Source organism: Aurantibrevibacter litoralis, assembly GCF_034651555.1.
GTDB lineage: Bacteria > Bacteroidota > Bacteroidia > Flavobacteriales > Flavobacteriaceae > Aurantibrevibacter > Aurantibrevibacter litoralis.
Window position 1 is genome coordinate 77,622 of sequence record NZ_JAYEEQ010000009.1, and the last position, 13,182, is coordinate 90,803.

Genomic DNA, 13,182 nt, shown 5'->3' on the forward strand with positions numbered 1-13,182 from the left:
AATAGTGCATATGGAACTCACATTTTACAAATATCAAGGTACAGGAAACGATTTTGTGATGATAGATAATCGAAATGAAATTTTTCCAAAACAATCTACCGAGCAAATTGCGCAACTATGCCATCGAAAATTTGGTATTGGTGCCGATGGGCTTATTTTGTTAGAGAACGAAAAGGGGGTAGATTTTAAAATGGTTTATTACAATGCAGACGGTAAGGAAAGTACCATGTGTGGTAATGGAGGCCGTTGTCTGGTAGCATTCGCCAAAGAACTGGGTATTATAGAAAACAAGGCTCAATTTATGGCCGTAGATGGCCTGCATCATGCCACGCTTACTAAGGATCAGATTTGTCTTCAGATGCAAGATGTAGCTACAATACACGAAAAGCCGAATGCCCTATTTCTTAGTACGGGATCGCCACATCACGTGCAATGTGTAGCACACCTTAATCGGTTTAATGTCGTTAAGGAGGGTGCCAAATTGCGCTATGGTATTTATGGTGCAACGGGAAGCAATATTAATTTTGTGCAACAAATATCTAATTCTCATTTTGAAGCTCGTACCTATGAAAGAGGGGTAGAAGACGAAACTCTATCATGCGGTACGGGGGTTACTGCTGTGGCGATAGCCATGCACTATTGGGGAAAAACGGAGGCGCAAAACGTGTTGATTAGTACTCCGGGTGGAGATTTGGAAGTTTCGTTTACAAGTGAAAATAAAAAATACAAACACATAGTGTTAAAAGGGCCGGCAAAGCTGGTTTTTAAAGGTCAACTACGATGTTCATAAAAGGAGACTTTATTTACTTGAGAGCTCTGGAAATGGGAGATTTAGACTTTCTATATGAATTAGAAAACAACCCTGCCGTATGGGAAATTAGTGGCACCACCGCACCGTACTCCAAGCACGTACTTCGGATGTATTTGGACAATGCGCATCGCGATATTTATGACGTTAAGCAATTACGCTTGTGCATTTGTAAGCATAATGATGCAGCCATTGGTCTTTTGGATTTATTCGATTTTGACCCAAAAAATCGTAGGGCTGGTGTGGGTATTATCATTTCTCAGGCTACAAATAGAAATCAAGGTGCCGGACAAGAAGCACTGCAATTGCTTTCTGATTATGCCTTTTCCGTATTAAACCTAAAGCAGCTCTATGCCAATGTGCTAGAAGACAACGATGCAAGTATTCATTTATTTAAAAAATTGGGTTTTGCGGAAGTTGGGTTAAAAAAGGACTGGATTTTGTCTCAGAACGGATTTAAAAATGAGATCCTATTACAAAAAATAAACAACCTATGTACCTAAAAAAAATAGTGTGGCTCATTCTGCTGATCGGACTCTTGTGTTGTGGGGCGTTTGCCTATATGGTGTACCAAGCCATTTTTAGTTCCAACACCACGTTTTCAGAAAATGAGGTGGTTCTTTATATACCAACCGGAACAACATTCGACGAGATGCGACCCATTTTAGACCCTTACATTGAAGACCTGAGTACTTTTGAAAAAATTGCTCAAAAAAAAGGCTATACCGCGAACATAAAAGGAGGTAAATATGTGCTGCGTAAAGGCATGAGCAATAACGACATGATTAATACATTGCGCAACAATAACATACCGGTTAAGGTGTCTTTTAATAACCAAGAAACGGTTTCTGATTTGGCAGGACGGATTGCTTCGCAAATTGAGGCCGACAGTGTTTCTTTACTAACTGCTTTTAATGAACTTAGCTATTTAGATACTATCGGATTTAATGCGCACCACAAGCTTTCTTTGTATATTCCGAATAGTTATGAATTTTTTTGGAACACTTCGGCAACACAATTCCGCGAACGCATGCGCAAGGAATACGATCGCTTTTGGAACGAAGAACGATTACAAAAGGCTAGCAAATTAGGATTGACTCCTTTAGAAATAAGCACCTTAGCGTCTATTGTACACAAAGAAACCGCAAAGGTAGATGAACGACCGCGGGTGGCCGGTGTTTATTTGAATAGGTTGCGCAAAGGGATGTTGCTTCAGGCAGACCCCACTGTTATATATGCACTTAAATTGCATTCAGGAGATTTTAATACGGTGTATAAGCGAGTGCTTTATAAAGATTTAACCTTAGATTCGCCTTACAATACCTATAAATATGCAGGATTGCCACCGGGTCCAATAGCCATGCCCGACATTACAGCCATTGATGCCGTTCTTAATCCGGAAGCGCATGACTACCTTTATTTTGTGGCCAACGTAACCGATTTTGGCTATCATAAGTTTGCAAAAACCTTGACTCAACATAATAAAAACAAAGAGGAATATGTCCGATGGATTAATTCTCAGCAGATTAAAAGGTAAGTTTCTTATCCCATTTTTAAGACATTTTAACTAAAAACAGCCGTTTTTAGTTAAAACTTTAGGCATAGCACGTCCAAAAGAAAGAATTCAGACGTATATTTGCCGAGTGAAATTTAAGCGTGCCATTTACGTTCGGCAGTGAGTCTTAAGAAAACAATTCTATGAGAAAGTGGATGAATTTTATTTGTCCTCTTATCGTGATCTTTATTTTATTGAGTTTCGGATTTAGAAGCCCATCAGCCAAGGTGGTGGTTCCTGAAAATCTTAAAGTAAAGCAACCTACTAAAGTTTTGTTCCCCAAAAACAAAACTTATTTTGCGCAAGCTATGGCTGTACCTCCTTTTCTAGGGAGTTCGTACGTAGGGTTCAAGGAGGCGTTGGCTTTCAAAGAATCTAAGGGCAACTACTTTACCATTAACACCTTAGGATATTTAGGCAAGTATCAGTTTGGTATTGGTACATTAGAATTAATGGGGGTTTACAATGCGACCCGATTTTTAAACGATCCTGTGCTTCAAGAAAAGGCTTTTCAAACGAATGTGGCCAGAAACAAATGGATTCTGCGCAAAGACATACCTCGTTTTGTAGGCAAAAAAATGAAAGGAATAGAGATTACGGAGTCGGGCATTCTGGCAGCGGCACATTTGGCCGGTCCGGGTAATGTAAAAAAATTCCTCCGATCTGGTGGCGAATTGGATGCTAGTGATGACTTTGGAAGTAGTGTGGCATACTACATGAAAAAATTCTCAGGATACGACATTTCTCATGTGATTCCTGAGCAAAATCCAAGGATTCCAAAAACGTAATGCGTAGTGTCTAAAACGCCCATGTAAAAATAGCGAGCTTAAGGAATATGATTATTCTATGGCATTGCACGAGGTCGCTTAAAAGCAATAAAATAAACACTTGAAAATGGGAAAGCCGCATCGGTAAAACGATGCGGTTTTTTTATGCCTGTATTAAAAATATAGTCGGTTTTTTGTGAAGATCTAAAGTGATATTTCTCCAATCCATTATCTTTTTAGTTGCAATGAATTCACCGGAGAGGGTTAATTCACAACCAATGCAAAGCAGGGTAGAGGGTGCTAGCACTTTAAGCAATTCTGTATAGAGCTTATCATTACGATAAGGCGTTTCAATGAAAATTTGCGTCTGTCCGGTTTCTTTAGACCATTTCTCCAATTTTTTTAGGACACTTTTTCGCTCAGAGGCATCAATAGGCAAGTAACCATTAAATGCAAAATTCTGACCGTTTAATCCGCTTGCCATTAAAGCAAGGACAATGGATGATGGGCCAACCAAAGGCACAACGCGTATCCCTTTTTCGTGGGCAAGTGCCACCACATCAGCACCCGGATCTGCAATGCCGGGGCATCCTGCCTCTGAAATAACCCCCACGTGTTGCCCCGCCAAACAAGGTTCTAAAAAAATGGGGAGCGCTTCCTTTTCCGTAAATTTATTCAGAATCTGGATGTGCAACCCCGGCTGAGACTTATTAGAACTAATTTTTTTTATGAAATGCCGTGCGCTTTTCTCATTTTCTACAATAAAATGATCAATCCCTTCAATGGTTCTCTTTATTGATAAAGGAAGTACCTCTAAAGGCTCATTATCACCCAAAGTGGTTGGTATTAAAAATAAGGTGCCCTTTGGTACTGTATTCATTTCCCTTGAATTAGTTTTGTGGCGATGGCATTACAGGCAACATCAATCAACTGAAAAACAGACTCAAATGCAGCGTCATTTTCATAATAAGGATCCGGAACATCAGCAGATGCCAAAGAAACCTCTTCTAACAGCAATTTAATTTTTGATGATTGCCTTGTTGTATCTGCTAAAGCTAATAGATCTTTATAATTGGCACGATCCATTGCGTAAATTATATCAAAATTGGAAAAGTCTTCTTTGGTAAATTTTCTACAGCGTTGCTGCGAAATATCTATCCCATTTTTTTTTGCTACGGCAATGCTACGGCGATCCGGTGGTTTTCCTATATGAAACCCTGCAGTACCCGCAGAATCAACGAAAACCTTAAGGGCATCTACTTTGTTTTTTAAAATACCTTCGGCCAAAGGTGACCTACAAATATTACCAAGACACACCATTAAAATATTGATTTTCATTTAGTTATGAAAATTTCTTACTAATGTCGTCTATGTATTTTCTAAATTGCTTATCGGTTTCTGCAAGGTTATCTACTGTTTTGCAGGCATGGAGTACAGTAGCATGATCTCTTTTGCCTATTTGAGAACCTATACTTGCTAAGGAAGCCTTCGTATATTTTTTAGCAAAAAACATAGCCAATTGTCTGGCTTGTACAATGTGCCGTTTACGTGTCTTAGACTGTAAGGTACTTACATCCATTTCAAAGTAATCGGATACTACTTTTTGGATGTAGTCAATGGAAACCTCACGCTTGGTATTCTTCACAAATTTCTCTACCACTTGCTGAGCCAACTCCAAAGTTACTTCCTTCTTATTAAACGAAGACTGAGCAATTAGCGATATAATGGCACCTTCTAATTCTCGAATATTACTTTTGATATGTTTTGCCACATAATCTATAATATCATCGGGCATTTCTACACCATCACGATACAATTTATTGTTCAGTATGGCCACACGTGTTTCGTAATCCGGGGTTTGTAATTCTGCGGATAACCCCCATTTAAAACGCGATAAAAGACGTTGCTCTATATCCTGCATATCTACGGGAGCTTTGTCGGAAGTTAATATAACCTGTTTCCCATTTTGATGCAAATGGTTAAAAATGTGGAAAAACACGTCTTGGGTGCCCGATTTACCAGAGAGAAATTGCACATCATCAATGATCAACACATCAATTAACTGATAAAAATGGATAAAATCGTTTCGGGTATTCTTTTTTACCGATTCTATATATTGCTGGGTAAATTTTTCCGCCGATATATAAAGTACCGTACGTTCGGGGTATTTATCTTTTATTTCTACCCCTATGGCATGAGCCAAATGCGTTTTACCTAAGCCAACGCCACCAAAGATTAAAAGGGGATTAAAGGAGGTTCCTCCCGGCTTGTTAGCAACTGCCATCCCGGCTGATCTTGCCAATCTGTTAGAATCACCTTCCAAAAAATTATCAAAATTATAATTGGCATTTAATTGAGATTCTATTTTAATGTTGCGGATGCCCGGGATTACAAAGGGGTTTTTTAATTCAGGATTTTTAGATTTTATGGGCACATCTAATTCTTGAGGGCTCATGTTGGCTCTGTTAGAACTAGGAATTCGTTCCGTAAAAGGCTCACGATTTCCGTAGGTGTTCTCCATCTTAATGATGTACACCAGTTTTGCGGTTTCCCCTAATTCTTTGGTAAGTGCTACTTTTAATAATTTCACATAATGCTCCTCGAGCCATTCATAAAAAAATTTACTAGGAACCTGTATGCTAAGTGCATTATCGGAAAGTTTTACGGGTTTGATGGGTTCAAACCATGTTTTGAATGCCTGTGGTTGGATATTATCCTTAATAAAATCCAAACAATTCTTCCATACGGAAATTTCAGTAACACTCATTTTTAATATTTTCCTTACTGGGGGTTGGTTAGTAACTTATATAAAATAGCTTGCCTAACATCACCATTTTTTGGTAATCAGGAGCATGGCAAATATGTGAACAATTATTCTAAAAAAAAAATCATTTAGGGTTGAATTTACCCTTTTTTTTCCTCATGTTGTGCCTCTCAAAATGAATTCCCTAAATATATAATTTTTAATGCTATAAACATGAATAATAATACGATTTCTTTTCGCGTTCGCTATGGCGAAACCGACCAAATGGGCGTTGTCTATCACGGTAATTACCCGCAATATCTGGAGATGGGGCGTGTAGAGTGGCTACGCAATCTTGGTTTTTCTTATAAAAAAATGGAAGAAAACGGTATTATGTTGCCCGTATTTTCTCTACTGATAAAGTACAAAAAATCGGCCTATTATGACGATGTGCTTTACTTAGAAACCCGCTTGGTTAAAAGACCAGCTGTGAAGATCGAATTTGAGTACAGCATACGCAACGAAGCACAGGAAATTTTAGTAGAAGCCAATACTGTATTAGCATTTATAGACATGAAAACAAAACGCCCTATACCCTGTCCGGATTACCTGATGGAGAAGATCAATTTAGCCAGCAGCTAGTCTGCAGCAGCTAAAAGCACCACTTGGATTCCGGGCACACTTTCTAAATTTTCCACGAAAGGGGTCACTTCGGTTTCCCTAACAGCTACATCCAAAATACAGTTCATTGAAAAGTGTTGCGCATTTACAGTTGCATTTTGCTGTTTTATGATGCGCATTACTTTGTCCATTTCGGGGTAACCAAAATGAATTCGAATTTGTTTTTGAAGGGTCATCACAATGATGTGCGAAGTATTTAAAGTCTGCTGTGCCGTTGTTTTATAGGCCTGTATTAACCCGCCTACGCCTAATTTTGTGCCACCAAAAATTCGTGCTACTGCCACTAAGATATTGGTAAGATCATGACTTTGTATTTGGCCGTAAATAGGCATTCCTGCCGAGTTATAGGGTTCCCCATCATCCGAAACCCGATGTTGAATGTCATGTACTCCCAATTGCCATGCAAAACATACATGATTTGCAGTAGGATGATTTTTTCGTATGGTTTCCAGATGTTCTTTCACCTGATAGTCATGTTGTAATGGGAAAGCATACCCATAAAACTTACTTTTTCTATCCTTATAAAGCACTCCTATGGTCGCTTTATCCAATGTTCTGTAAAGATCTATGTCTTCATTTTTCTTCAAAATAAAAGCACTAATAAAATACTAACAACAGCTAATAATACGCCCGTCCAATTTCTAAAATTTAGCCTTTCCTTGAAAAGCACAATGCCCAATAGCGTCGATAAAAGTACGATAGCCACGTTGTTCACCGTAAATACTGATGCGCTGTTCAAGGTTTCACTCTTCAGAGCACGTAACAAAAAGTGAATGCTAAAATAATTGGGGACACCCAATATAATACCACCCAACAAATTTTTAATATTGATCTTTAAAGGTCTTTTATGTGAATTTACCAACATAAAAAGGCTACCAGTGCCCGCCGCACCAAAAAAAACTACAGTAGAAAATAAAGGATAATCTGTGGGTTCCATTTGCTGTTCTTGCAAAAACTTAATTCCTGCATCAATAAAACCGGAACCTAAAAAGACAAGCAACGGCAGCAGCAGTGTTCTAGTTTCTAAAGTCAATTTTTGATCTTTTAGTGTGCAGAGGTACACCGCGACTACTGCAAGACAAATTCCCATTGCATTCAATAGCGTAACCTTTTCCTGATACCACCATACGCCAAACACCACAGGGATAACAAAAGACATTTTCGTCGCAACAGATGCCACCGACACTCCTAAATTTTGTGCCGTTTTTGCCATAACATTAAACACCAAAATGAACAAAATTCCTAGTGCCAAGGTGCCCCAAAACCACGACTTTTGACTAAGATTGTAGGTGCTTACCTCTTTGGTGTAGAAAAAGGTACTCACTAATCCGGCCACAAAATAATTCGCTACAATTGCATAAAACGTTTCAATTTTGAGTACTGAAAATAACTTGAATACTACAAATAGGACACTCGAAAACAAAATACTCATGGCTAAATCCCACATCTTACCAGTCCAATTTAAGTTCGGTGACTTCTTCTTTACCTACCAAAAGATGCCATGTTTTTATACCTAAAGTAGCAGCGGCATCCGTGTTTTCTTTGGTGTCGTCTATAAAAAGGGTTTCTTCTGCCTTTAGCCCATTGCGCTGAAGTACAAAGGTGAAGATTTCTGTATCTGGCTTTCGCATTTGAATTTCATGCGACAAGTAAAACTGCTCAAAAGCTTGTTTAAATCGATTAAATTTTTCCTTCCCCATACGCTTTGCTACATGCGGAATGTGCAAGGCATTGGTATTGCTTAATAAAAATAATCGGTGCGATTTGACCTTAGCTAAGGTCTCTATAAATTCCAAACGATGATCCGGAAAGTCTAGTAACATCCCGTTCCAAACTTTTATAATTTCCGATGGTTTAGCCTCCGGGATAATGTGGTTGAGTGCGCCAATAAATGCATCGGACGAGAGTGCGCCGACCTCATATTGTTCATTGAGTTTCACAATTTCGGGAAGTGCATCAAAGCTGCCGCCCCATTTTACAAATTCGCGAATTACTATTTCCTTGTCTAAATTGATGAAAACATCGCCAAAATCGAAAATGATATTTTTAATCATGAGTTACTATAGTTAATTGATCTGAACCTATTTTTTCTATGGATTTTGTTGCACCCCGTAGTTCCGGCGCCCTTGTGCCGCTTCCAAATACGGTAGCTCCGGTAAATATCCGAGCTTCATCCCATAAATGGCTATCAATAAAGGCTTGTAGCGTAATAGCACCTCCTTCAATAATGAGACTTAGAATTTGGTGTTGGTACAACAACGCACAAATTTGTGTTGTTATTTCCTTAGAAAAATCAATGACTTCATACCTAATACCTTCTTTGTACCGAGATGAATTGGCAATTTGGGTAATAATGATGGTTGGTACCGTATTATCTAGCACATAAAAATCGCCTTCAATTTTCAAATCTTTATCTATAATAATGCGTATCGGTGGTTTGCCGTTCCAAAGACGGAGGTCAAGGCGGGGATTATCTTGTAAAACAGTACTTGTGCCTACTAAAATTCCTTGTTCTTGGCTGCGCCATTGGTGCACCCTTTGTCTAGAATGGGCATTAGAAATCCAATAAGGCTCTCGTTGAACACTTCGTTCGCGCTTATCGGGCGCAATAAAACCATCTATGGTCTGTGCCCATTTTAAAATAATATAAGGTCGTTTTTGAGTATGGAAGGTTAAAAATCTACGGTGATGTTCCTTACAAGCAGCCGCCAAGATCCCTACCGTAACGTGGCACCCTGCATCCTTAAGTTTCTGTACTCCTTGTCCTGCCACTTTTTCATGCGGATCTAATATACCTACCACCACCTTGCGAATGCCATGGGCCACGATATAATCGGCACAAGGGGGCGTCTTTCCAAAATGAGAACAGGGTTCTAAACTTACATAGAGTGTAGCATCTGCAAGTAATGACACATCCGCAACCGAATTTATAGCATTTACCTCGGCATGCGGACCGCCAAAGGGACTCGTAAATCCTTCTCCAATGATGCGTTTGTTATGCACAATAACACATCCGACCATAGGGTTCGGAAAGGTCGTTCCCCATCCATTTTTAGCCAATTGAATACATCGGGAAATATATTTTTCATGTATCTTCACACGGTAAAAATAACACAATAAAAGGTACGGTTTTATAAAAATGGACAAAGCCATTATTAGAGCAATTACGCCCAACGATAATCCTCATGTGGCCACCGTGATCCGCTGCGTATTGGAAGATTTAGGTGTTCCCAAAGTGGGTACAGCATATGCAGATAAAGCCTTGGATGGCATGTATGAACATTATAATAGGCTTAAAGCCAGCTATTTTGTTGTTGAAGAAGAAGGAAAAATTCTGGGATGTGCGGGAATTGCACCCTTAGATAATTTTGAAGGCAATGTGTGCGAGTTGCAAAAAATGTACTTTTTAGAAGTTGCCAGAGGTCGGGGACTAGGACGTAAAATGATTCAGATTTGCTTGGAAAAAGCACGAGAATTTGGGTTTGAAAAGTGTTATTTAGAAACCATGCCCTATATGAAAGATGCCCAAAAGTTGTATCTAAAAACCGGCTTCAGCTATATCGATGCACCCATGGGCAACACCGGACACTATTCTTGTCCGGTTTGGATGTTGTTAGACTTATAATGGATTATGCAGCTAAAGGAAATCAGAACTATTTTTCACAAAGAGTTAGATTCGCTTTTTCCCAATGAAGAGGTAGATCAGTTTTTTTTTATGTTGATAGACCATTATTTAAACCTACATCGGTTAGATCTAGCGTTGCAACCCAATCTCATCATTTCTAAAGAAGAAGAAACGCCACTCTTTGAAGGTCTTAGCAAACTAAAAATGGAATGTCCCATACAATACATATTGGGAACATCCCATTTTTTTGGAATGGATTTACATGTCAATAAACATGTCCTAATCCCCCGTCCGGAGACGGAAGAATTGGTAGCATGGATACTCGCAGATTTAAAAAATAAAGAAACCCAAACTACGATTTTGGATATTGGCACGGGAAGTGGATGTATGGCCATCACCATGGCAAAGCATTGTCCAACTGCAAAAGTGTATGCCTTGGACGTTTCTGAAGAGGCACTTAAAATCGCTATGCAAAATGCCCTAAATCAGGATGTCGCTATTGAATTTATCCATGCCGATATTCTTCAAATTAAAAATCTGGGAATTGCGTTCGATCTTATTGTTTCCAATCCGCCTTATGTCAGAACTATGGAAAAAAAGGAGATGAAAGGGAACGTGCTTCAACATGAGCCGGAACAGGCACTTTTTGTGCCGGATTCTGATCCGCTTCTTTTTTACCGAAACATCACCAAATTTGCTAAAAACAATCTCAGGGAAAATGGGGCACTCTATTTTGAAATCAACCAATATTTAGGAAAAGAAACGGAGCAACTTTTAAAAGACCAACATTTTTCAGAAATTGAAATGCGAAAAGATCTTTTTGACAATGATCGCATGTTAAAAGGTATTTGGACAAAAAGATCGCAAACCTGAAAGCGTTAACGAAAAAGCGAGGCATAGATTAGATGAAAAAGAATCATAGTAACCACCTAACTAAATCAACATAGCATACTTCTATATGGATATAAAATTGCACATAGCAGCACTCCGGAAGGAACTGAATACCCATAATTACAATTATTATGTATTAGATGAACCAACCATAACGGATTATGAGTTTGATATCAAATTAAAAGAACTACAGGAGCTCGAAGCAAAACATCCGGAATATCAGGATGCCAATTCACCTACAATGCGCGTTGGCGGAACGGTAACCAAACAATTCAATACCGTGGTTCATGAGCATCGTATGTATTCGCTAGATAATTCGTATTCACTTGAAGATTTGGAGGAATGGGAGAAGCGCATACAACGTATTTTGGGTGACGCTGAAGTAGCATTTACCTGCGAATTGAAATATGACGGGGCGTCCATCAACCTTACTTATGAAGATGGTAAATTAGTTCGTGCCGTAACAAGAGGCGATGGTTTCCAAGGTGACGATGTTACTGCCAATGTAAAAACCATACGTTCCGTACCGCTTCAATTACAAGGCGATTTTCCTCCAAAATTTGATATTCGTGGCGAAATTATTCTTCCTTTTAAAGGATTCGAGAAAATGAATCAGGAACGTATTGAAATGGGCGAAGAACCGTATATGAATCCCAGAAACACGGCATCCGGTAGTTTAAAACTTCAGGACAGTACTGCTGTGGCACAGCGTCCTTTGGACTGTTTGTTGTATGGTATTAGTGGTTTTAATTTAAACATAAGCTCTCAGTTTGAAATGCTTGAAAAAGCACGCCAATGGGGGTTTAAAGTACCTTCTGTAGCCAAATTATGCAAGAGTAGGGAAGAGGTAATTGAGTTTGTCGCCTATTGGGATATACATCGTCATGAATTACCGTATGAAACCGATGGTGTAGTTATAAAGGTAAATAGACTAGATCAACAGGAAGAGCTCGGTTTCACGGCAAAATCCCCGCGATGGGCTATGGCCTACAAATTTAAATCGCAACAAGCAGCAACCATTCTAGAAACAATTACCTACCAGGTGGGCCGTACCGGAGCCATAACTCCTGTGGCCAATCTTAAACCGGTGCTGCTTGCCGGAACAACTGTTAAACGAGCCTCTTTGCACAATGCCGATCAAATTGAAAAGTTAGACATACGCGAAGGGGATACTGTTTTTGTAGAAAAAGGCGGAGAAATCATCCCAAAAATAATAGGAGTTGATTTTACCAAACGAACTTCCGCATCCAAACCCACATCGTATATTTCCCATTGTCCGGAATGCAAAACGCCATTGGTTCGTAGCGAAGGGGAGGCACAGCACTATTGCACCAACTACTACGGCTGTCCACCACAAATTACCGGGCGTATCCAGCATTTTATTTCCCGTAAAGCAATGGATATTGAAGGTATGGGAGCAGAAACCGTTGAACTTCTTTTTAAGGAAGGTTTGATACGTCATTATGCCGATCTTTACGAGCTTACCAAAGAACAACTTATCCCTTTGGAGCGGATGGCCGATAAATCGGCCGAAAATTTACTACTTGGCGTTGCCGCATCGGTACACATCCCCTTTGAGAGAGTACTTTTTGCGTTGGGAATCCGTTTCGTGGGTGAAACGGTAGCCAAAAAACTGGCAAAAGCGTATAAAAATATAGATGCCTTACAGGCCGCTACCTTGGAAGAACTGACTGCCGTAGATGAAATTGGGCCTCGCATTGCGCAAAGTGTGGTCGAATTTTTTCAGAATGAAATAAACCGAGAAATCATAAGTCGATTAAAAACCTATGGCTTGCAATTTGAAATTTCGGCAGATCAACTGATCAATCAAACAGAAATACTAAAAGGAAAGACCTTTGTTATTTCAGGAGTTTTTGAAAAAGTTAGCCGGGAAGATCTTAAAAAAATCATCGAGGACAATGGGGGCAAAGTAGGTTCTTCCATATCTTCTAAAACAGATTTTTTGGTGGCAGGTGACAATATGGGTCCAAGTAAAAAAACAAAAGCCGAAGCACTTGGAGTACAAATCATTTCTGAAGACACCTTTTTGACAATGGTCTAAATTTAAGAATATCACCTGCTACTTTTTTTTGATTCGTACACGTTTTGACA

The 13,182-nt window shown here is 39.3% G+C and carries 15 protein-coding genes; 8 read left to right on the top strand and 7 right to left on the bottom strand.

Annotation, left to right across the window (positions count from 1 at the left end; genetic code table 11):
* The first annotated feature begins 10 nt into the window (after positions 1-10).
* From dapF to U1E44_RS09445, 4 genes are all read left to right on the top strand, one after another.
* Complete coding sequence (gene dapF, locus U1E44_RS09430; protein WP_322930826.1) at positions 11-790, top strand: diaminopimelate epimerase; 780 nt, start codon at positions 11-13, stop codon at positions 788-790.
* On the top strand, positions 781-1,311 hold the full coding sequence (locus U1E44_RS09435) for a GNAT family N-acetyltransferase (RefSeq protein WP_322930827.1): 531 nt from the start codon (positions 781-783) through the stop codon (positions 1,309-1,311). Before dapF ends, U1E44_RS09435 begins: the two co-directional genes overlap by 10 nt.
* Entirely contained in the window at positions 1,302-2,345 is a 1,044-nt protein-coding gene (gene mltG / locus U1E44_RS09440; RefSeq protein ID WP_322930828.1) for an endolytic transglycosylase MltG, read from the top strand. The genes U1E44_RS09435 and mltG overlap by 10 nt, the downstream gene beginning before the upstream one ends.
* A 161-nt stretch (positions 2,346-2,506) precedes the next feature.
* Complete coding sequence (locus U1E44_RS09445) at positions 2,507-3,151, top strand: hypothetical protein (RefSeq protein WP_322930829.1); 645 nt, start codon at positions 2,507-2,509, stop codon at positions 3,149-3,151.
* Positions 3,152-3,293: 142 nt separating this feature from the next.
* Here the strand turns inward: U1E44_RS09445 and U1E44_RS09450 are convergent, their stop codons facing one another.
* The 3 genes from U1E44_RS09450 to dnaA are packed head-to-tail and all read right to left on the bottom strand — an operon-like array spanning position 3,294 to position 5,897.
* Positions 3,294-4,010: an SAM-dependent methyltransferase gene (locus tag U1E44_RS09450; RefSeq protein WP_322930830.1), complete on the bottom strand. Its 717-nt coding sequence runs from the start codon at positions 4,008-4,010 to the stop codon at positions 3,294-3,296.
* A complete protein-coding gene (locus U1E44_RS09455; protein WP_322930831.1) occupies positions 4,007-4,468 on the bottom strand; it encodes a low molecular weight protein-tyrosine-phosphatase in 462 nt (153 codons plus the stop codon). The genes U1E44_RS09450 and U1E44_RS09455 overlap by 4 nt, the downstream gene beginning before the upstream one ends.
* Before the next feature lie 4 nt (positions 4,469-4,472).
* Positions 4,473-5,897 (bottom strand): chromosomal replication initiator protein DnaA, encoded by a 1,425-nt coding sequence (dnaA, locus tag U1E44_RS09460; protein ID WP_322930832.1) that lies wholly within the window; start codon positions 5,895-5,897, stop codon positions 4,473-4,475.
* A gap of 210 nt (positions 5,898-6,107) precedes the next feature.
* Here dnaA and U1E44_RS09465 point away from each other — a divergent pair, with 210 nt between their 5' ends.
* Positions 6,108-6,515 carry an acyl-CoA thioesterase gene (locus U1E44_RS09465; protein WP_322930833.1) on the top strand — a complete coding sequence of 136 codons (408 nt, stop codon included), beginning with the start codon at positions 6,108-6,110 and terminating at the stop codon, positions 6,513-6,515.
* Here U1E44_RS09465 and U1E44_RS09470 read toward each other — a convergent pair.
* Genes U1E44_RS09470 through ribD form a run of 4 tightly spaced genes read right to left on the bottom strand, consistent with a single transcriptional unit; the run spans position 6,512 to position 9,653 of the window.
* Positions 6,512-7,141 (bottom strand): IMPACT family protein, encoded by a 630-nt coding sequence (locus tag U1E44_RS09470; RefSeq protein ID WP_322930834.1) that lies wholly within the window; start codon positions 7,139-7,141, stop codon positions 6,512-6,514. The genes U1E44_RS09465 and U1E44_RS09470 overlap by 4 nt on opposite strands.
* Positions 7,138-8,001: an EamA family transporter gene (locus U1E44_RS09475; protein WP_322930835.1), complete on the bottom strand. Its 864-nt coding sequence runs from the start codon at positions 7,999-8,001 to the stop codon at positions 7,138-7,140. The genes U1E44_RS09470 and U1E44_RS09475 overlap by 4 nt, the downstream gene beginning before the upstream one ends.
* Position 8,002: 1 nt before the next feature.
* Positions 8,003-8,608: an HAD family hydrolase gene (locus U1E44_RS09480; RefSeq protein ID WP_322930836.1), complete on the bottom strand. Its 606-nt coding sequence runs from the start codon at positions 8,606-8,608 to the stop codon at positions 8,003-8,005.
* Positions 8,601-9,653, bottom strand: a complete 1,053-nt coding sequence (ribD, locus tag U1E44_RS09485) for a bifunctional diaminohydroxyphosphoribosylaminopyrimidine deaminase/5-amino-6-(5-phosphoribosylamino)uracil reductase RibD (RefSeq protein ID WP_322930837.1) — start codon at positions 9,651-9,653, stop codon at positions 8,601-8,603. The genes U1E44_RS09480 and ribD overlap by 8 nt, the downstream gene beginning before the upstream one ends.
* 40 nt (positions 9,654-9,693) lie before the next feature.
* Here ribD and U1E44_RS09490 point away from each other — a divergent pair, with 40 nt between their 5' ends.
* From U1E44_RS09490 to ligA, 3 genes are all read left to right on the top strand, one after another.
* Positions 9,694-10,179: a GNAT family N-acetyltransferase gene (locus tag U1E44_RS09490; RefSeq protein ID WP_322930838.1), complete on the top strand. Its 486-nt coding sequence runs from the start codon at positions 9,694-9,696 to the stop codon at positions 10,177-10,179.
* 6 nt (positions 10,180-10,185) lie between these two features.
* Positions 10,186-11,052 carry a peptide chain release factor N(5)-glutamine methyltransferase gene (prmC, locus tag U1E44_RS09495; protein WP_322930839.1) on the top strand — a complete coding sequence of 289 codons (867 nt, stop codon included), beginning with the start codon at positions 10,186-10,188 and terminating at the stop codon, positions 11,050-11,052.
* Positions 11,053-11,137: 85 nt separating this feature from the next.
* Positions 11,138-13,132, top strand: coding sequence for an NAD-dependent DNA ligase LigA (gene ligA / locus U1E44_RS09500; RefSeq protein WP_322930840.1), 1,995 nt, complete (start codon positions 11,138-11,140; stop codon positions 13,130-13,132).
* The last annotated feature ends 50 nt before the right edge of the window (positions 13,133-13,182 follow it).